At 41.7% G+C, this 19,741-nt stretch carries 16 protein-coding genes; 7 read left to right on the top strand and 9 right to left on the bottom strand.

Translation table 11 applies throughout. The features are described from left to right. The first annotated feature begins 2 nt into the window (after nucleotides 1–2). Together LC454_RS03525 and LC454_RS03520 are read left to right on the top strand one after the other, a co-directional pair. On the top strand, nucleotides 3–302 hold the full coding sequence (locus tag LC454_RS03525; protein ID WP_223579496.1) for a GNAT family N-acetyltransferase: 300 nt from the start codon (nucleotides 3–5) through the stop codon (nucleotides 300–302). Between the two features lie 11 nt (nucleotides 303–313). Beyond that, a complete protein-coding gene (locus LC454_RS03520; protein ID WP_223579493.1) occupies nucleotides 314–934 on the top strand; it encodes an alpha/beta hydrolase in 621 nt (206 codons plus the stop codon). Nucleotides 935–1,112: 178 nt separating this feature from the next. Here LC454_RS03520 and LC454_RS03515 read toward each other — a convergent pair whose 3' ends face one another. Beyond that, nucleotides 1,113–2,399 carry a Gfo/Idh/MocA family protein gene (locus tag LC454_RS03515; protein ID WP_223579490.1) on the bottom strand — a complete coding sequence of 429 codons (1,287 nt, stop codon included), beginning with the start codon at nucleotides 2,397–2,399 and terminating at the stop codon, nucleotides 1,113–1,115. 403 nt (nucleotides 2,400–2,802) lie between these two features. Between LC454_RS03515 and LC454_RS03510 the strand changes: the two genes are divergently transcribed. Together LC454_RS03510 and LC454_RS03505 are read left to right on the top strand one after the other, a co-directional pair. Further along, nucleotides 2,803–2,994, top strand: coding sequence for a cold-shock protein (locus tag LC454_RS03510; protein ID WP_077434921.1), 192 nt, complete (start codon nucleotides 2,803–2,805; stop codon nucleotides 2,992–2,994). Nucleotides 2,995–3,190: 196 nt separating this feature from the next. Beyond that, nucleotides 3,191–4,315: a DEAD/DEAH box helicase gene (locus LC454_RS03505; RefSeq protein ID WP_223579486.1), complete on the top strand. Its 1,125-nt coding sequence runs from the start codon at nucleotides 3,191–3,193 to the stop codon at nucleotides 4,313–4,315. Between the two features lie 71 nt (nucleotides 4,316–4,386). Here LC454_RS03505 and LC454_RS03500 read toward each other — a convergent pair whose 3' ends face one another. From LC454_RS03500 to LC454_RS03490, 3 genes are all read right to left on the bottom strand, one after another. Further along, nucleotides 4,387–6,657, bottom strand: a complete 2,271-nt coding sequence (locus LC454_RS03500; protein ID WP_223579483.1) for a cation:proton antiporter — start codon at nucleotides 6,655–6,657, stop codon at nucleotides 4,387–4,389. Between the two features lie 175 nt (nucleotides 6,658–6,832). Further along, on the bottom strand, nucleotides 6,833–7,558 hold the full coding sequence (locus LC454_RS03495; RefSeq protein ID WP_223579479.1) for a LytR/AlgR family response regulator transcription factor: 726 nt from the start codon (nucleotides 7,556–7,558) through the stop codon (nucleotides 6,833–6,835). Beyond that, nucleotides 7,548–8,282 (bottom strand): histidine kinase, encoded by a 735-nt coding sequence (locus tag LC454_RS03490; RefSeq protein ID WP_223579476.1) that lies wholly within the window; start codon nucleotides 8,280–8,282, stop codon nucleotides 7,548–7,550. The genes LC454_RS03495 and LC454_RS03490 overlap by 11 nt, the downstream gene beginning before the upstream one ends. 392 nt (nucleotides 8,283–8,674) lie before the next feature. On the opposite strand from LC454_RS03490, the gene LC454_RS03485 reads away from it, so the two are divergent. Further along, the gene (locus tag LC454_RS03485; RefSeq protein ID WP_046672939.1) at nucleotides 8,675–8,893 is read left to right on the top strand and encodes a hypothetical protein; all 219 of its coding nucleotides are present in this window, start codon (nucleotides 8,675–8,677) and stop codon (nucleotides 8,891–8,893) included. A gap of 96 nt (nucleotides 8,894–8,989) precedes the next feature. On the opposite strand, the gene LC454_RS03480 is transcribed toward LC454_RS03485, so the two are convergent. Continuing rightward, nucleotides 8,990–10,168 (bottom strand): thiolase family protein, encoded by a 1,179-nt coding sequence (locus LC454_RS03480; RefSeq protein WP_223579473.1) that lies wholly within the window; start codon nucleotides 10,166–10,168, stop codon nucleotides 8,990–8,992. Between the two features lie 383 nt (nucleotides 10,169–10,551). Here LC454_RS03480 and LC454_RS03475 point away from each other — a divergent pair, with 383 nt between their 5' ends. Together LC454_RS03475 and LC454_RS03470 are read left to right on the top strand one after the other, a co-directional pair. After that, nucleotides 10,552–11,730, top strand: coding sequence for an acyl-CoA dehydrogenase family protein (locus LC454_RS03475; protein WP_223579470.1), 1,179 nt, complete (start codon nucleotides 10,552–10,554; stop codon nucleotides 11,728–11,730). A 31-nt stretch (nucleotides 11,731–11,761) separates the two neighbouring features. Beyond that, complete coding sequence (locus LC454_RS03470; protein WP_223579467.1) at nucleotides 11,762–13,876, top strand: 3-hydroxyacyl-CoA dehydrogenase NAD-binding domain-containing protein; 2,115 nt, start codon at nucleotides 11,762–11,764, stop codon at nucleotides 13,874–13,876. Between the two features lie 218 nt (nucleotides 13,877–14,094). On the opposite strand, the gene LC454_RS03465 is transcribed toward LC454_RS03470, so the two are convergent. The 4 genes from LC454_RS03465 to LC454_RS03450 all read right to left on the bottom strand — a co-directional run bounded on the left by LC454_RS03465 (nucleotide 14,095) and on the right by LC454_RS03450 (nucleotide 19,738). Next, a complete protein-coding gene (locus LC454_RS03465) occupies nucleotides 14,095–15,546 on the bottom strand; it encodes a bifunctional 2-methylcitrate dehydratase/aconitate hydratase (protein ID WP_223579464.1) in 1,452 nt (483 codons plus the stop codon). A 152-nt stretch (nucleotides 15,547–15,698) separates the two neighbouring features. Further along, on the bottom strand, nucleotides 15,699–16,850 hold the full coding sequence (prpC, locus tag LC454_RS03460; protein WP_223579461.1) for a 2-methylcitrate synthase: 1,152 nt from the start codon (nucleotides 16,848–16,850) through the stop codon (nucleotides 15,699–15,701). Nucleotides 16,851–16,918: 68 nt separating this feature from the next. Beyond that, nucleotides 16,919–17,800 (bottom strand): methylisocitrate lyase, encoded by an 882-nt coding sequence (gene prpB, locus LC454_RS03455; protein ID WP_223579458.1) that lies wholly within the window; start codon nucleotides 17,798–17,800, stop codon nucleotides 16,919–16,921. Between the two features lie 426 nt (nucleotides 17,801–18,226). Further along, complete coding sequence (locus tag LC454_RS03450) at nucleotides 18,227–19,738, bottom strand: SusD/RagB family nutrient-binding outer membrane lipoprotein (protein ID WP_223579455.1); 1,512 nt, start codon at nucleotides 19,736–19,738, stop codon at nucleotides 18,227–18,229. Nucleotides 19,739–19,741 lie beyond the last annotated feature (3 nt).

Below are 19,741 nucleotides of genomic sequence, written 5' to 3'. Positions count from 1 at the left end.
CTATGGAAAGAACAGAAATTGTACTGGATAAGAATCAGCGTGGCGAACTTCAATTGTTTTCCGAAGAGACAAAAGCTGGCTTAATGAGCATAGCCATTATCGATGGCAAACTGGTTGTTTACCATACAGAGGTCGACGAAGCATTTGAAGGCAGAGGATTCGCAAAAATACTGTTGGAAAGACTGGTTTCCTATGCTCGGGAAAATACCATGAAGATTGTCCCACTATGCCCTTATGTAAATGCGCAATTCCATCGTCATCCCGACATATATGACGATGTATGGTTTAAGAAAACAGTATAGGAAAAACTATAATGAGTCACTCAAGTAATATTAAAACAGCTGGACACAGTTTAGAAAATACAGAAAAAGCACTGATCATGATTCATGGCCGTGGCGGAAATGCAACGGATATCCTGAGTATGTCTGCTTATCTGAATGTGGGGGATTACGCACTACTTGCACCGCAGGCCGACAATTACACCTGGTATCCACATTCATTTATGGCCCCTGAACAAAGCAATGAACCCTGGTTAAGTTCGGCAATTCAAGTCATTGAAAATACGGTACAACTTGCTTTGGATAAGGGGATCAAGACTGAAAACATCTATTTCTTCGGATTCTCGCAAGGGGCTTGCCTTACGCTTGAATTTCTGGCACAACACGCCAAACGTTATGGTGGCGCTGTTGCCATTATTGGCGGACTTATTGGCGAAGAGATAGATTTAAGTAAGTATAGCGGAGATTTTATGCAAACCCCGATATTTATCGGTACAAGTGATCCCGATTTTCATGTTCCGCTGGAACGCGTCAATGCGACGGTGAAAATGTTGGAAGCACAAAATGCAGACGTTAAACTAGCCGTTTATCCAAATTTCGGTCATTCCATTAATCAGGAAGAGATTACTATTGCCAACCAGTTTGTCTTTCATTAGGCGTCCGCAAAAGCTGTACAACCAACAGTAGGCTATCAATCAGCCCTTTGACGGAAAAGCGATGTATATGCTGACTTTGAACTGCGTTAATTTTAACGGCTCAAAGTCAGCATATTTTTTTAGAAATCATTAACTCCCGATTGGTTGCGGCCTCGATAGCAGGTCTTATCAGCAGCTATCAAACCTTGGGATACTTATACCCATTATGATATACTGAAGCTAAGTATTTATTTGCCTTTTCGTCATTAAAACGTTGTTTTTCCTTATTCCAGTAGAGCTTCTGCCCAGTTCTATAGGCAATATTCCCCATCTGCGAAAAAATAGCAATATGCGCACCGGCTTCAAGCGGGGCATGCAGCAGCCTTGGATTTTTTTGTCGAATAGCATCCACGAAGTTTGCCATATGTTTCTCCAGTCCATTGTCAACGGATGGTCGCAATGCAACGGCCTCCATCCTTCCCTTCTCGGGTATGACTTCCCAACCGTTACGGTTTAAGACTAAGGTTCCATTATTTCCAATAAAGGCAACACCATGGTTACGGTTGTAAGGTCCTAAATCTATTCCTTTGGCATGTTCCCACTGGATATTGAAGTTGTCAAACTCGTAGACCGCAGTCATGGTATCCGGTGTTTCCCCAGCATCATCCGGGAAGGCAAATTTTCCACCCGAAGCCATAATGGATTTCGGATCGGAGACTTTCATGCCCAGCAGAGCATAATCGAGCATATGTACGCCCCAGTCTGTCATCAGACCGCCTGCATAATCCCAAAACCACCTGAAATTAAAATGAAAACGGTTGATATTAAAAGGTCTTTTTGTGGCCGGACCCAACCAGTCCATGTAATGTACTCCCGCAGGAATAGGTGCATCTGGTTCAATAGGAATACTATTTTTCCAGCCCAGGTACGACCAAGCCTTGACCAAACGTATTTTCCCTAGCTTACCTGAATGTACAAAATCAATCGCATCTTTAAAATGCTGTTGGCTCCGCTGCCATTGCCCTACCTGAACAACAGCATTACTTTTCTTTGCTGCCGCCAGCATCAGCTGACATTCCTGAATAGAATTCCCGATAGGTTTTTCGATATAAACGTGCTTCCCCGCCTTCACGGCATCGATCATCTGTAGACAATGCCAGTGATCAGGCGTTCCGATAATTACAGCATCCACATCCGAACTGCTCAACATCTTTTTATAGTCAACATAGCTGGCCACCTTGATATTTCTTTCCTGAAGTTCTTTCACCCTTTTGTTCAAGATTTTTTCATCAACATCACAAAGTGCCGTACAGATTACCCCTTGTTGCTTTAGCAAAGCATTTAGGTCAGACCAGCCCATCCCATTGACCCCGATAACCCCCACTCGAATTGGTTGTTCAAATAGACCGGATGCATGGCTTTTGCCTATGAATGATGCTGCGGCTAAAATACTGGAAGTCCGGATAAAGTCTTTTCTATTCATCATATGTTGGTTTATATGCTCTTGATTTAAGTTTCCGATGAAAATACAAAATTCAATTTAAGCCCTTAACAAAATCATTGTAAAATATATATCGACATTAAAACCAATAAAGATAACCGCCCTGGTAGAGGATCTCCAGGTGAAAGATGACAGAATAAGTTTGTTTCCACTCGTTCATGTTTCCATTGATTCCTGGGGATATGTATCCGGATTCATCTGTTACAGAGCCATATTAAAGACACTTCACTAACTGGCTTTCAACACAATAGAAAAACACGCCCTACACCCCTTGAAGGTTGATTATCATTAAATAAATGTTAAGAAAGAAAAAAAACTTTGTTATTTCAACGAAAAATAAAAGATTAATCATTTATTATCCCTACCTTGCAGGACTTAATTAAAAATAATGAATACAGGTAAAATTAAATTTTTCAATGAAACTAAAGGTTTTGGTTTTATTACACCAGAGGATGGTAGCGCAGACGTTTTCGTACACGTTTCTGCTCTTAAGAACCAAGTATCTGAAGGCGACGTTGTAACTTATGATGTAGAAAGAACTCCAAAAGGAATCAACGCTACAAACGTAAAATTGGCGTAATCCAAAAAATACACTTTCTTGTTAATGGGGTAATTCATAATGATTTATCCCATTTCTTTTTCGTATTCTTCCCTTGTTATTTTCAATACACTTATTCATATTCAGGCGACACAACAATGCCCCTAATCAATCATTGAATAGAATTGAAACAACATAAAGGGTTTTAGTTTAAGCTTATTTTCCTACTTATATTTTAATGGAATTCAAACAACTCAATTTAATTTCTCCTCTTCTCCAAGCAATCTCAGAAACAGGATATACAACCCCTACTGCAATCCAACAAAAAGCTATCCCCGTTATATTAAGCGGTCAGGATCTTATTGGATGCGCACAAACGGGCACCGGAAAGACGGCAGCTTTTGCTTTACCTTTGCTACAGCGTTTGTCTGAGCACAATGCACATGGTAAAACGATGCCTATCCGCGCCTTAATCCTCACACCAACACGTGAACTTGCAATACAGATCGGTGAGAATATCAATTTATATCGCAAACATCTTAAACTAAATTATTGCACCATTTTTGGCGGCGTCAATCAAGACAGACAAGTCAAAGAAATAAAAAAAGGTGTGGATATTTTAGTTGCTACACCGGGTCGTCTATTGGACCTGATGAATCAAAAATTGATTTTTTTGGATAAAATTGAAGTCTTGATCCTTGATGAGGCTGATAATATGCTCGACATGGGCTTTATCCACGATATCAAAAAGATCTTGGCAAAAGTACCGGAAAAAAGACAGACCCTGTTTTTCTCAGCAACAATGCCGCCCAATATTCGCAAATTTGCACATGGTATACTCCACAAACCTGTTGAAGTAGACGTAACTCCAGTGAGTTCAACTGCTGAAAAAGTAAATCAATCGGTTTATTTTATAGAGAAAAAAGAGAAAATAAAACTACTCACAAATCTGCTTAAACAATTTAAGCAAGACCGTACGATTGTATTTTCACGTACAAAACATGGGGCAGATAAAATTGTCAAGTTACTGGCCAAGAATGGCCTTCGTGCTGCAGCAATTCACGGTAATAAATCACAAAATGCACGGCAAAAGGCATTGGGTGAATTTAAAGAAAACCGCCTGAAAATTCTGATCGCGACCGATATCGCCGCACGCGGAATAGATATTGAACAATTACCTATGGTCATCAATTACGACCTACCCAATGTACCGGAAACCTACGTACACCGCATTGGTCGGACAGGTAGAGCGGGTTTAGAAGGTAATGCCATCTCCTTCTGTGATGTCGAAGAAAGACCTTATTTAAGTGATATTGAAAAATTGATCGGATTAAAAATCAAAGTGAATAAGGTAGGAAAATAACTTCCATCCTTATTATATTATATACAAAACGCGCCGCAACTAAATAGTTACGGCGCGTTTTGTATAATCCCTTATTTTTTTCGGTCTGCAAGAAGCAAAGTGGATGGTGTAAGATGGAGCCAGTCCATCTTTTTATTGACAATCTTATGCCAGCAAGGCAAACTAATGAGCATCAGATCTTGTTGCCCCCACAAGTCAACATCGAGATTCTTCTCCTCCATTATTGTCAAATGATTGGGTACAAGTTGCTCCAGATGTCTTAATTTCTCCCGAAAGCTTTCATGGGTACGTAAGATCTGATCAAAATCCCATACTATCACCTGCGCATCCGAATGGTGAATTAATCGCTGTATGAGTGCGCACAGGAATTCATCGCTTTTCAATAGTATCGGGACGATAACACGACGGGCCTTGACAAAGTTTTTGTCAATCAAAATTCCCACCATCGCATTAACTTTGGCATTGATCTGTTGATTTCTGTCGAAGGTAGCAAACGGTGATTCGGCGTTTGTGACCGTATGAAACAATTTCTCCGGATTGATAATCCGCGAGGTGAAATCCAAAAAGCGTCCCAAAAGACTACCTTCATAGATGGATTCACTGACACCCAGCAACAGCAGATCCTGACTTTGTTCATTTGAGGTCTGCACAATTTCACTGTCAATGTCACTGGAAATTTTGAAAATCGTCTGAATAGGTTGTTCCAAATCCTGTGCAACCCGCTTTATTTCCCGAAAACTATCCTGCTCCTGTGTTTCTACTTCATAGTGATGGAGTTCATTGGACGGTTCGATATGCAATGCGGTAATTTCCGCCGTATTTTTTGATTTTAATGTAAGCGCATCTGCGAGATGAAGCAATGAAATCCCGGTATTGCTTTTAGCAAATGATAGGAGGATTTTAAATTTCGATTTATTCTGGATTTCTTCCTGTAACGAGCGTTTCTTGGGTCGGTATAGATAATTGATCAAGTCCAACGAAGGACCGGTCATAAAAGTGGTGATCAATGCCATCACAACCATCATAGAGAATAACTCAGCACTTAATACACCGAGATCGTAACCGATATTCAATACGATCAGTTCCATCAGTCCTCTTGTATTCATCAACGCACCTATACTCAAACTATCCTTCCAGCTCTGTCCGACAAAGCGAGCGGCCAATGCGCTACCGGCAAACTTCCCGATTACGGCGACCAAAATAATCACAATGGTGATCATCCATAGTTGTGGATCATTCAATAGACCGATCTGTGTACGCAACCCTGTATACACAAAAAATAACGGTAATAGCAATAAGGTGGATACATCTTCGATTTTTTCGATAAATGCTGTACGAAAACGGCTGCTTTCGGGCATAATCGCTCCGGCCATAAAAGCACCAAACAGCGCATGTATACCGATTACTTCGGTTGCGTACGCAGATAATAAAAGGACGATAAAAAATATCGCAACAACAGGTTTGTTCAGCCCCTCACGCGTCCCCTTCACTTCCCCTACACGCATCAGAAAGGGCCGTACAATTTTGATCATCAGCAGCACATAAGCAATAGCGAGCGCGATCGTATACAAAGCACTTGCAAAATCGCCGGCCTTCACGATCGCAATCACCACAGCCAAAATACACCAGGCTGTAATATCATCTGCTGCAGCGCAGGTAATGACCATCGACCCAAGTTTACTTTTCTGCAATCCGCGCTCCTGTACGATCCTTGCCAGGACCGGAAAAGCAGTAATACTCATCGAAATACCGATAAACAAACTATACGATAAAAACTCCACATTCGCCGGCGGATGGTACATGTATAAAAAGTAGGCTAAGGAAATTCCCAATGTAAACGGTATAACGATACTCGCATGTGAAATCACCACTGCATCGTGTGCTTTATTTCGCAGCACATTGAGATCCAGTTCCATTCCGATAATAAACATAAACAGGATTAAGCCGATCTGGCTCAGAAACTGTAGGTTGCTCAGGGATTCAACGGGAAACAATGTATGGGAGAATTCAGGGAAATAAAGCCCCAATAAGGAAGGCCCCAATATAATACCGGCAAGCATTTCACCGATCACAACGGGTTGCTTAATCTTGATACATATCCACCCCATTATCCGGGCAGCAATAATAATCGTCACAATCTGTGCTAGCAATATTGCTAATGGATGTTGAAGGCTATGTAATAAGGTCGATTTAAAATCCTGCCAAGCACCCTGGCTTATCTTTTCACCACGGAGCATCTCTTGGCTTTGCAATTGTGCTCCCAAATGGATAACCCAGTACATCACCACGAGCAGCGTACCAATTAAGGTCACATAAAAAATCGTATTCTTGTATTTCTTCATCTTTTTCGCTTTAAATAATATCAGGTGATAACAGCATGTAAAAGTCTATCCCAAAGTCGTCAATGCATCAATTTTGGGAAGAGAACTACAACAAAAATAGAATTCTACAGGAGTTTTAAACCTTACTGTGTAGTAAGAACAAGAAAATATGTAATGAACTCCTCGAATTTTGTAATCAAGCGAATTTTTCGAGGAATGATTTTTTATAAGACTCTCCTAAGCTAAAAAGAATAGCTGCATCCTGCCCATCGACCAGACTGCTGGTGATCACATCAGCTGAAAAGAATTTCACAATTTTCAGCGCGATAATTTCCTTTTTGTTGATACGGATAAAATCCTGTTCCGGCAACAGCGTGAGTAACCTATCGAAGCTGATATTTTTTAATAAAATGGTAGAACCATCCCCCAGGAATACAGTTTTGTCGCGGCTATCTACTTCCGCAATCTGGACATAGTTGATCTGACTGAAGTAAAGTATTGCCTTCCCCTTATTGGTATTGAATTGAGCAAAGGGGGAATACTCGGCTGACCGGCTATTGATAACCTGTTCTACTTTCAATACCGCTTGCTGTAGACGTGACAGCGATATTGGCTTACGCATATAATCCACCGCATTGATATCAAAAGCATCGCTGGCATACTGTTTATAGGCAGTGGAGAAAACGATGGGATAGTCTTCCAATTCCTTCGCGACATCAAACCCATTAAACTGAGGCATTTCAATATCCAAAATACAGAAATCAAAGTTTAAACTTTTATACTCTTTAAGTAAAATGACTGGATCATTAAATGCTTTAACCACCTCCAGACCCGAAATTTGTTCACAAAGCATCTTCAAAAACCGCAAACTCGGCAGCTCATCATCCAGTAAAATGCATTTCAGCGTTTTTTCAATTCTCATACAATCGGATCTGAAGGTAAGCATTATAGACATCATTTTCTACAAAGCGCTTTAATTCGTGCTTATCTGGATAATATAGCATCAGCCGTTCCTCCAATGTCTTACTGCCTATTCCACCTTTGGTTTTATACAAGGGTGAGCGCTTCGATATTTTATTGCTGACAGTCAATTCTAGCAGACCATTGCGAAAGCTAAGTACAATTGAAATAAAAGAGTCAGGATGGTGAAAATCCGCATGCTTAAATGCATTTTCGATGAGGTCTACAGTCATCAATGGCACCAGTGAAGGGCGTTCCAATAATGATTCGTTCAATTCATCAATATCAAATTTAACCCGCATATCAAACAAAGGACTCAACTTTACCTTATTGACTTCAATTAAATTACGGGCAAACTCGATCTCCGCTTTTGGAGATACCAGCTCCTCTTCACTTTCATATAACACATAATCCAACACCATAGCCAGTTTATCCATCGTATAGTAGGTTTGATAAGCGTGGGAAAGGATACCATTGAGCGAATTTTTGAGCAAATGTGGGTTTAATCGATTGCGATGCACATGATCCATCTGCTCATTATCCATCCGTTTAAAAAGTTCCTGATGCCTTCGCTCTTCCGCCCTGAGCTTTTTGTATTTCTGTATTAATAATAAATACAAAATCAACAGGACAACGACTGCTACAAGCAGCAATATGATAATTATATTGGAAAGTTCAGTAGTCATGATTCCGCTCAAACTTAATTAAAATTTTATTAGCAACGAAAAATGAAACAGGATCTAAGTGATCTTCCTTCTATTAGCTGCAGGTTTCTTTCACACAAGTTCTACTTAAATCCGTTAAGAAGATTCCCTTATACAAAACTTGGGTAAACCCGCCTTTCAGCCGACAATACCACTCAAAACACAGCACAAAAAATGCGATTTATTAACTACAAAATTTGCAGGTATTGATTACAAAAATTAACAGTTTCATTACAATTTAGTCACTTTAAACTATTAATTTCAGATTATTCTTCTTATATTGAGAGTATTGTAATTAGCCGATCAAATGATTGTCTACGCTATTTTGGTTAAACCTGCCTGATTTGTTCTAATCGGGCCTAATATGAAACACGATGGAAAAGCTCATTTTCGAAACTAATGCACAACATCCCAGTCTTGTGGACAAGATCAAACAAGCTGTTGAAAAATTAAATGGTATCCATGAATGGAAAATAGATCTGGATTCTATTTACAACCTGTTAACCATTGAAGGCATCCGACTCAATCCGACCGAGATAGAGTCTGAACTTGCACTTCATGGCGTTGAGGCAAGTCGCCTTTATGAGGAATAACCTCAATCAATGTTCTGGCACATTGTCATCAACCAAACAATAGACTTCGTCCAGATAAGTACTTACTTTAAAATAAATACCTATCTGGACAAAGCATTATAGTTTTTTTATAATCATTCCCGAAGCACCACCTCCACCGTTGCAAATTGCAGCAAGGCCGATTGTCCCGCCTTCCTGTTGTAAAATGCTCGTCAAGGTGACGACTATTCTCGCTCCGGAACAACCCAATGGATGACCGAGCGAAACTGCCCCCCCATAGATATTCACTTTACGCATTGGAATATCCAGAATTTTAGCGTTTGCGAGTGCTACAACAGAGAAAGCTTCATTAAATTCAAAATAGTCAATATCATCTTTGGTTAGTCCAGCCTTTTTCAAGACCTTTTCCGTTACTATAGCGGGACTTGTCGTAAACCATTCTGGCGCTTGTTCTGCATCAGCATAGGCTATGATTTCGGCCAATGGTTGCAACCCCAGTTCTTTCACCTTCTCAGCACTCATTAATAATACCGCAGCCGCCCCATCGCTTAATGTGGATGCATTTGCGGCCGTTACTGTTCCATCTTTCTTAAAAGCAGGTTTTAATTCGGGGATCTTATCAAAATTGACCTGTGAAAACTCCTCATCCCTGGAGATTATCTGCTCACCCTTGCGCCCTTGAATAACGACGGGAATGACCTCCTTGATGAATTTATTCTTCTGCCAAGCCTCCAGGCTCCTCTTATAGGAATTAATCGCATACTCATCCTGTTCGGCCCGACCAATAGCATATTTCTCGGCACATAATTCAGCAAAATTGCCCATTGGTTCATTTGAATAGGCATCACTTAAACCGTCCCTTTGCAAGCCATCAACGAAACTCTGGCCACCGAACTTGGCGCCCCAACGCATCGTGTTCGCATAATAAGGAACTTTACTCATGTTTTCCATACCTCCGGCAATGACAACATCGGCATCCCCCAACAAAATAGATTGTGCGGCTAAAGCGATGGCTTTCATTCCACTGGCACAGACTTTATTTACTGTAGTCGCTGTTACTTGATCAGGTAAGCCGGCAAGCCTTGCAACCTGACGGGCGGGAGCTTGCCCCAAATCGGCCTGCAGAACGCTACCGATCAGAATTTCATCTACTTGATCTGCAGCAACCCCAGTCTCATCCAATACAGCACGTACAGCATGAGCGCCCAGCGCTGTCGCCGCAACCGATGATAACCCACCTCCAAAACTTCCTATTGGCGTACGCTTTGCCGCAACGATAAATACACTTTTTGACATGTTATTCTGTTTATAATTGTTTTTTCTTGAATTCAATAGACTTGCGACCCGATTCAACTGAGGATTCATCAGCCAAAACTGGTATCATTCCTTTCCTAAAGATAAAAAATATAACACAAACAAGCGAACCCTCTTATTTTATTTTTTAGGCCAAAACAAAATAAATAGAAAAAAAACAAGGTAAAAAGTTCCCTACATAATCTATTTTATAAAAAATAAACAATAAATATTTGCAGAAAAGCCAACGCTTTTCGCTAAATTCGGTTAGACATTCCGCTCTTTTTAACGAGGGCGATGTTATGCCAAGATAAAGCAAAAGACAAATCGTTTTCAGTCCGCAATCATGTAACTGAAACCAATAACCAAAAGTAAAATAAACAATTATGCAGGCAAGCAAACTCACAGCTGAACATCAGATTTTTCGCGAAACCATTCGGGCATTTATTCACAAAGAAATCATCCCTCATGTAGATCAATGGGAACAACAGGGTGAAATAGATCGAAGTATTTGGAAGAAAATGGGTGACATGGGTTTTATGGGACTCAACTACCCGGAAGAGTACGGTGGCCTGGATCTGGATTTTTACTATTCGATGATTTTGTGCGAAGAACTATCTCATTGTTTTTCGGGGGGATTCACGATATCTGCTCTGGTCACCCAATACATGTCAGCTCCCTATCTATTAAAATATGCATCTGAGGAACTCAAGCAACATTACCTTAGACCGGTGATCTCCGGTGACATGGTGAGTGCCGTTGCTATCACCGAACCTGGGGCGGGGTCTGATGTCAAACAGATCAAAACGACTGCCGTCCGATCGGGCGATCATTATATTGTCAATGGCTCCAAAACGTTTATCACCAATGGTTACTACGGCGACTTTTTTATTACTGCTGTTAAAACCGATCCGGAAAAAGGAACAAAAGGCATCAGCCTGTTACTGATAGAAAGACATGCCGAAGGTGTTTCGGCAAATAAAATCAACAAATTAGGCTGGCATGCCTCGGATACTGCCGAATTAGGTTTCGATCAGGTCAAAGTACCTGTTTCCAATCTGATTGGAAAGGAAGGTGATGGTTTTCTTTATTTAATGGCCGGATTGCAATTGGAACGTTTGACCGCTGCCATACATAGTCTGGCTACAGCGGATTCCGCATTACAGTACACCCTTGAATATATTGGTCAGCGGGAGGCATTCGGCAAAAAGATCCAGGAGTTTCAGACGATTCGTCACCGTATTGCCCAGATGGCAGCCGATATCGCAACTACCAGGGCTTTTGTCTATCAGTGCTGCGATCTCCAAAATCAAGGTGAATATGCTGTTCAGGATTGTTCCATAGCCAAACTGCAAGCCAGCGAGCTTGCCGTACAGGTTGTAAGCCAATGTCTTCAGTTATTTGGGGGCTATGGATTCACCGAAGATTACAAAATCGCCCGTCTATATCGGGATGTACGGGTCGGGACAATCATTGGTGGGACATCCGAGATTATGCTGGAAATCATTGCCAAGATGACGATTGACAAGGTTAACTATCAATCAAACAAACCCAGCTTAACTTAAACATTTTCAATATTAAACGCAGTTCAGCATAATGAATTATCAGGTACACCCATTTTTTCATATCGAACAGGACAATCAACATATTGTCACCATAAAACCATTGACAGATGCAGCGACCGAGGAGTCAACAATTCTTGACCGTATACAGGAGTTTGTCGACCTGGTGGCTCGTGTACTAAATGAAAAAGAAGTCCGCGGATTGATCTATACCTGTCCGCTAAATAACAAGCAGACCGATTACATCCGATTATTTGATCAGGTTTCCAATGGTCAACTCGATCCCGAGATCATACAGAAAACCACCTGGAAGGCATTGCAATGGAAGACTTTGGGCAAACCTATTGTATCGATCTTGGATAACAACTGCACGGGCATCGGTTTAGCAACAATGCTATGGTCAGACTACCGTATTGCAGGTCCACCGATAAAACTGGGCTTCCCAGAGAGTAAATTCGGCCTATTTACCGGCTTTGCGGCGACCATTACCTTAGCTCAACTTGTAGGTTCTACTGCGGCGTTGAACCTGTTGACCCAAGCAAAACTGATCTCAAAAAAAGAGGCTCTTGAACTGGGTTTGGTGAATGATATAACAACAGATAGCGAGCAGAGCCTAGTGCTGGCAAAGAACTGGATTCTTGAAAATTCAAAAACCAGCATTTCCACCCCCAGCCCAACAGCAGTCTCCGCCGAATTTGAAGAAGCTTGCGCTGCTGTTTTAAAGAAAACAAGAGGATTGTTACCCGGCACCAATGCTGTTATACAGTTATTAAAAACAAGCCAATCGCTGTCTTTAACAGAAGCTGTGGAGGCCGAGGCAAAGCTATATCATAAGGTATTAAATACCCCTGAGCCGCTGCACATGGTCAGGACACTGCATGAAGGCATACTACAGGCACAACATCGTGACCGTATCAAATCACTCGGCACCTATGCAATCAAAAAAATAGGAATCCTGGGTGCAGGTATGATGGGATCCGGCATAGCCTATGAAGCCGCCAGAGCAGGCATTTCCGTTGTTTTAAAAGATGTGAACAGGACTCAGGCGGAGCAGGGAAAAGCTTATTCTGCCAAACTTTGTGATAAATTACTTGCACAGGGCCAGATAAATAGCTTACAACAACAGACGCTTTTAGCCAATATTCAACCCACTGACCAAGTTGCTGATCTTGTCGATGCTGACCTTATTATTGAAGCGGTATTTGAAGACCTGGAGTTAAAAGCTGAAGTAACCCGACAAAGCCTTCCCTATCTTGCCCAAAATGGCTTTTTCGCATCCAATACAACGTCGTTGCCCATTACTACTTTGGCAGCCGCAACGGATCGGCCAGAGCGTTTTATCGGCATGCATTTCTTCTCCCCTGTGGATCGCATGCCATTGGTCGAAATTATCTGCGGTACTCAGACCGATCAGGTAACATTACAAAAAGCAATTGCAATCGCTTTGCGTCTCAGTAAGATTCCTATTGTTGTACATGACGGCCCCGGATTCTTTACATCCCGTATTTTCTTCAATTACCTACTAGAGGCGATCACCATGTTGCTGGAAGGTATTCCTGCAAGTCAGATTGAAGACGAAGCAATACAGGCCGGATTTGCTGTTGGTCCATTAGCGGTACTCGATGAAATTTCATTGGAACTGATGCTGCATGTCTACGATCAGTTTCCAGCATTGCATAACAGTCAGCGACGTGCGTATGCCCATTTAAGCAAAATGATTAAAAATGGCAGAAAAGGTAGAAAATCCGGCCATGGATTCTATGATTATGATGCAGCTTCCAGAACGAAAACAGTCTGGCAGAACCCCGCACTACCTACATCAGGAGAATCCCCTTCCTCTGGAATAATACAAAAAAGGCTCCTTCATGTCATGGCCCTTGATAGCTACCGTTGTCTCGAAGAAGGTGTATTGGAACAACCCATTGATGGTGATATCGGCTCTATCCTCGGTGTAGGCTATGCAGCACATACCGGTGGTGTATTTGGACATATCGACCTTACAAGCCTTCCTGTCTTTGTACGGGAATGCCAGTCATTTCTACACCTGGGTGAACAATGGGAAGTCCCCCGTTCGTTAATAGAATATGCTGACAGTAATTTTAAATTTTATACAGGTTTTTATTCCAATTGGCTAGGAAAGAAATCCTAAACTGAAACAGTTATATATTCACCAAGAAGCAAGTGTATATCAGACACCGTTCTCGAATAACCAGGAAACAATTTCTAAATTGAACCGAAGCACTTTAGCACGAACCTCGGAGATCAAACAAGTCGTTTGTATTTGCCTAAAACTCATCCATTAAATAAGATATCTAAGAAAGTCATTGATCGATAGTAGTGAGTACTATCGATCAATGACATTTTTATTTAGCGGGCAAGGAGATCCATCAGTTCGGATACATCCAGGTCAATAAAGGTATCGTAATCCAAAGTTACCTCAAGCAATTGTTTTTGCTGTTTTTCAGAAAATACACGGGCAAGATTCGTTTTATACTTTTCAATCAATTTAGGAATTCCCTCCTGCCGACGTCTCGGATGTCCAATCGGATATTCCACCACCAGCTCCGGCAATACTGTTCCATCCTTTAATACCACCGTCAGGGCATTTGAGATCGCTCGTTTTTGTGGATCATGATAATCAATTGTAAACTGAGGATCTTCAACACAGAAAATTTTGTCCCGCAGTGCATCAATACGTGGGTCCAGTGCAATATGGTTTTCATAATCCTCCGCTGTCAAACGGCCAAAGATTAAAGGTACGGCAACCATATATTGGATACAGTGATCCCGATCAGCCGGATTATGCAACGGTCCCTTCTTGTCGATGATTCGAATTGCAGCTTCATGTGTACGAATGGTAACACGCTCAATATCATCACTGCTTTTTCCAAATTCTTTTAACTGCTGGTGCAACTGCATTGCTGCTTCGGCTGCGGTCTGTGCGTGAAATTCAGCCGGGAAAGAAATCTTAAATAGAATATTCTCCATCACATAAGATCCATAATCGCGCTGAAATTTAAATGGGTTGCCTTTAAATGAAACGTCATAGAAACCCCATACCGGTGCTGTTAACACCGATGGATACCCCATTTCACCCGTTTGTGCAATTAAAGCAAGGCGTACGGCACGCGAAGTTGCATCTCCGGCAGCCCAAGATTTACGACTCCCTGTATTAGGCGCATGGCGATAGGTGCGCAAAGCCTGTCCGTCGACAAAGGCCAATGAAACCGCATTGAGCAATTCGTCCCGACTGAGGCCCAAAAGCTTACCAACAACGGCTGTAGAAGCCACCTTTACCAAAATTACGTGATCTAACCCCACTTTATTAAAGGAATTTTCAAGTGCTAATACGCCTTGAACCTCATGTGCCATAATCATCGCTTCAAGCACCTGTTTTGCCTTTAGGGGTTTCTCCCCTTTCGCAACCTGTGTTCTGCTCAGCCAGTCCGCAGTAGCCAAAATACCTCCAAGATTGTCCGATGGATGTCCCCATTCCGCAGCTAACCAGGTATCGTTAAAATCCAACCAGCGAACGATGGCACCAATATTAAAAGCCGCCTGTATGGGATCCAGTTGATAATTCGTTCCGGGTACTTTTGCGCCATTGGGAACAATCGTACCGGGCACAACAGGCCCCAGTAATTTGGTACAGGCCGGGTAGGTCAGCGCTTCCAACCCACAGCCTATGGTATCCAGAAAACAGTAAAAAGCTGTATTCCATGCAACTTTACTTTCGATCTTGTAATTTAACACGTAATCCACAATAGCCACCAGAACCTGATCTGGCTGTGGTCTTTCATTTGATATCGTTGAACTCATTATTTTATTTCTTATAAGGCTGTTGTTCTTTTCAATTTATTTTTTCTGGAAGCATTTGCAGCAATGATCAAAAAAACACAACACTGTTCCTTCAATGCGAGATGCAAGCGATTTCTTTCCGTTTTATTTTTCACACTATACGTTTTATTGTACTATCTCGCGGAGATGGGTACGAAAGGTCGGTCATCGGGACCGATATAATTTGCACTCGGCCGAATGATTTTTCCATCTTGACGTTGTTCAAAGACGTGGGCAGACCAGCCCGTGATACGCGAAAGCACAAACAGCGGTGTGAACATTTCGGTCGGAATCCCCATCAGGTGATAAGAAACTGCTGAATACCAATCTAAATTGGGGAACATCCGTTTTTCTTCCCACATCACCTTTTCCAGCCGCTCGGCAATCAGGTAAAGCGTCATATCACCAGCCTCTTCTGATAATTCCTTGGCGACCTGTTTAATCACCTGATTCCTTGGATCCGAGATGGTATAGACAGGATGTCCGAAACCGATAATAACTTCTTTATTTTCCAACCGTTTTCGAATATCGGCTTCGGCTTCATCAGCATTTGCGTAGCGGCTCTGGATCTCAAAAGCGACTTCATTGGCGCCACCATGTTTGGGACCACGTAATGCACCGATTGCACCAGTGATGCAAGAGTACATATCGGATCCTGTCCCTGCAATCACCCTCGCGGTAAACGTAGAAGCATTAAACTCATGTTCAGCATATAAATTAAGCGAAATCTGCATCGCCCGAATCCAGGATTCGGAAGGCGCTTTGCCATGTAGCAGATGTAGAAAATGCCCGCCTAGGGTGCTGTCATCGGTTTCGACCTGAATTTCGCGTCCATTTTGACTAAAATGATACCAATACAGTAAAGCCGAGGCCATGGAGGCCATCAAGCGATTGGCGATATCTCTAGCACCTGCTAAAGCATGATTTTCTTTTTCCGGATTTACACTCCCAAAAAAGGAAACATAAGTACGCAAGACATCCATCGCATGGGCAGTAGATGGCAACTGTTTCAGCACCTGTTGTACCGTAATGGGCAAGCCCCGCTGGCTCAGTAACTGGCTTTGATAGGTAGTTAGTTGTGCCTGTGTAGGTAGGCTACCATAAATCAATAGATAGGCGACCTCTTCAAAGGTGGCCTGATGCGCCAGATCTAAAATATCATAACCTCTATAATGGAGGTCATTACCACTTTTTCCAACAGTACTCAAGGCTGTATTTCCGGCAGGAACACCAGAAAGTGCTACGCTTTTTTTGGGTTTAAAACCAGTATCGTTTGTCTCTTTCATCGGAATATATTATTTATTGGCGTATATTTTAAACAGTAAAGTACGCGCCTGCATTCGGTTTGAGATTCTTATGATTTAGTATTGAACAATTGATCCAGGCGATCTTCGTAAGCATAGTAATCTATGCTCCGATACAACTCATCGCGTGTCTGCATGCGATCGATAACAGCCGCCTGACTACCATCTTTGCGGATATGCTGATACACATCAGTTGCAGCCTTATTGGCTGCACGGAATGCAGATAAGGGGTAAAGCACAATGGACACATCCGCATGTCGAAGTTCATCAAGATTAAACAAAGGTGTCTGTCCAAACTCCGTAATGTTGGCAAGTATCGGAAGCCCAGTTATTCTACTGAATTGCATATATTGATCCAGGTTATGTACGGCTTCTGCAAAAATAAAATCAGCACCGGCTTCTTTATAGGCCACAGCCCGCTCCAAAGCACGTTCAAGTCCCTCTGAAGCCAAGGCATCAGTACGTGCACCAATGACAAAATGAGGATCTGTCCGGGCATCCACAGCAGCTTTCAGGCGATCGACCATTTCATCTTTTGAAACCAGCTCTTTCCCTGGGCGGTGTCCACAACGCTTAGCTCCCACCTGATCTTCCATATGTACAGCTGCAGCCCCGGCTTTAATTAAGCTTTTTATGGTACGTGCAACATTAAAGGCCGAAGGGCCAAAACCGGTGTCAATATCGACCATCAAAGGAAGCTTGCAGACATTCGTAATGCGCTCCACGTCAATTAATACATCTTGAAGCGTTGTGATACCCAAATCAGGTAAACCCAACGATCCCGCAGCAACACCACCGCCAGAGAGGTAGATGGCCTTAAAACCAGCTTGTTCGGCCAAAAGCGCATGGTTTGCATTGATGGCTCCAACAACCTGTAAGGGCTTTTCTTGCTTAATTGCTTCCCGAAAAAGGAAGCCTGGAGAATCTATCATATCATTGAAATTTGAAATTCCACAGTCCATAGGCTCTGTAGGGAAAAAACCTCCCAGGGGCGCCATGAACAGTATCTAAGTTTATTTTAGTTTGAACAATATATAATTCGATCGTTCATCCTAAAGATACTAATTATCACGGCATTTCAACAAATTATTTTCTACATTTCAAGCTTTTAACAGAAGAAAATATGGATACAGAATATTTCCTCTGGATATTGAATAAAATCTTTTAGATGTTATCTTAGTACCCCAAGCTGACTGATGCCTATTCGAATATAGGAAGATCGTCCAAAAACTCTTTTCGCTGGATCGCTTTATATGTTTAATTGTAAAAACGAGCAAAGCCCTAATCAGAAATGATCAGAGCTTTGCTGTTCTATTAAAATTTAAATTAGGTTGATTTTTATATTAACTTGAGGCCTATTAATTTTTTCCATTATTTTTTGCCCACCACAATCTTTTACCCCAGTTGTAATCGACAGTCCCTGCTTCGGCGGCTTTAACATTTTCAGTATTATATAAGTACTCATTATTTGGATACGGTAATCTGTACGGTTGGTCAGTATGAGGGGTTTCAAAATTCTGAATTTTCGAAGGATAATTTGTGCTAGGAATACCCGTTCTTCTATACAAACTCCAAGCTTCGTAATTTTCTTTAAATAAGGCTACCCACATATCCCAATAGATGCGATTTTTGGTTCCATCAAATTTACCTGCCCCGGCAAGATATGTGTTAATAGCCGCCCCAGCTATATTATTATCCTCCATCGATAGGGTAACCGCTTTTTCATAGGCCTCTTTCGCCGATATCCCCACATTATACCCCGATAAAGCGGCTTCTGCCAACATATAATAAGTTTCACAAGCCCTATAAAACGGAACTGCTCCAGCAGGATCGTTAATATAATGTTCACCAATCCAAGAAATCGAACTCAGTGGAGATGGATTCGTCAAAGAACCATTTACAAAACCCACATACTTACCTTCATTATTTTTCCGTGCAACTGATGCAATTCTTGGATCTTTTGTTGTATTTAAATGATCGATGAAAATATCAAACATCCCCCAGTTATTGAGACGATTGCCATTGATACCGGATTCATACCAAGGTTCCATATAAGGTAAGGTTCCAGGGAAAGCTACTTCACAATTTTCTGCATTTGTTTCAATTAATGGATATTTAGCGCTATTTCCAGCAATTTCCTCAATAGTGGATTTCGCTAAAGCAGGGGCTACGGCAGAAATACGTATCGCTATCCGCAAACGAAGTGAATTACAAAACTTTTGCCATTTCAACATTTCAGCTTTACGCGCATCCTCTCCAGTTTCTTTTGTTCCGTATATAATATCATACTCTCCAATTTCATCGGTACCAATACCACCCGCCAATTCATCAGCTAAAGTCTTAAGATCCGCTAATACCGCCGGAAAAATATCCTCCTGTTTATCATATTTTGCTTTCAAAACAGAACCGTCTTCAGGACGCCCTTTAAAAGCCTCTGAATATGGAATATCGCCCCAACCATCTAAAAGGTAGGACCACATATAATTATTCCATATACGGGCTACAATTCGAATATTTTTAAAACCAGCGGCTTTATCATCTGTTTTTTTCAGCAAATCATTCATCTGTGTGATATTATAATAACATGCTGCCCAACGATTGCCATAGGAGTTGTTCGTTGGTATCAATCCTGATAGATTGTCCGGATATTGAATTTTGACAATATATCCCGCGAAGGTGCCATAGCCGTCCACGTCACCGCCAAATTGATCGGCAGCATTTCGCAGCACATTGACCAACATATTCCGAGGAGGAACATCTGTCAAAGCATCTGGATCGGTATTAATTTCTTCAAAATTTTTGGTACATCCTGAGAGCAAGAGAATTGCTAAAAGAGGCGTATATTTTAGTTTTTTAATAAAAGTGTTCATAAC

This window comes from Sphingobacterium sp. GVS05A, from assembly GCF_019969845.1.
Classification (GTDB): Bacteria; Bacteroidota; Bacteroidia; order Sphingobacteriales; family Sphingobacteriaceae; genus Sphingobacterium.
This window is presented reverse-complemented; position numbering and strand designations above follow the sequence as displayed.

Excerpts from the sequence above, each read along its gene's own strand:
- LC454_RS03470 (WP_223579467.1), top strand. The coding sequence starts at position 11,762 with ATGAATTATCAGGTACACCCATTTTTTCATATCGAACAGGACAATCAA.
- LC454_RS03490 (WP_223579476.1), bottom strand. The coding sequence starts at position 8,282 with ATGACTACTGAACTTTCCAATATAATTATCATATTGCTGCTTGTAGCA.
- LC454_RS03465 (WP_223579464.1), bottom strand. The coding sequence starts at position 15,546 with ATGAGTTCAACGATATCAAATGAAAGACCACAGCCAGATCAGGTTCTG.
- LC454_RS03500 (WP_223579483.1), bottom strand. The coding sequence starts at position 6,657 with ATGAAGAAATACAAGAATACGATTTTTTATGTGACCTTAATTGGTACG.
- LC454_RS03515 (WP_223579490.1), bottom strand. The coding sequence starts at position 2,399 with ATGATGAATAGAAAAGACTTTATCCGGACTTCCAGTATTTTAGCCGCA.
- prpC (WP_223579461.1), bottom strand. The coding sequence starts at position 16,850 with ATGAAAGAGACAAACGATACTGGTTTTAAACCCAAAAAAAGCGTAGCA.
- LC454_RS03495 (WP_223579479.1), bottom strand. The coding sequence starts at position 7,558 with ATGAGAATTGAAAAAACGCTGAAATGCATTTTACTGGATGATGAGCTG.
- LC454_RS03525 (WP_223579496.1), top strand. The coding sequence starts at position 3 with ATGGAAAGAACAGAAATTGTACTGGATAAGAATCAGCGTGGCGAACTT.
- LC454_RS03520 (WP_223579493.1), top strand. The coding sequence starts at position 314 with ATGAGTCACTCAAGTAATATTAAAACAGCTGGACACAGTTTAGAAAAT.
- LC454_RS03505 (WP_223579486.1), top strand. The coding sequence starts at position 3,191 with ATGGAATTCAAACAACTCAATTTAATTTCTCCTCTTCTCCAAGCAATC.
- LC454_RS03510 (WP_077434921.1), top strand. The coding sequence starts at position 2,803 with ATGAATACAGGTAAAATTAAATTTTTCAATGAAACTAAAGGTTTTGGT.
- LC454_RS03450 (WP_223579455.1), bottom strand. The coding sequence starts at position 19,738 with ATGAACACTTTTATTAAAAAACTAAAATATACGCCTCTTTTAGCAATT.
- prpB (WP_223579458.1), bottom strand. The coding sequence starts at position 17,800 with ATGATAGATTCTCCAGGCTTCCTTTTTCGGGAAGCAATTAAGCAAGAA.
- LC454_RS03475 (WP_223579470.1), top strand. The coding sequence starts at position 10,552 with ATGCAGGCAAGCAAACTCACAGCTGAACATCAGATTTTTCGCGAAACC.
- LC454_RS03485 (WP_046672939.1), top strand. The coding sequence starts at position 8,675 with ATGGAAAAGCTCATTTTCGAAACTAATGCACAACATCCCAGTCTTGTG.
- LC454_RS03480 (WP_223579473.1), bottom strand. The coding sequence starts at position 10,168 with ATGTCAAAAAGTGTATTTATCGTTGCGGCAAAGCGTACGCCAATAGGA.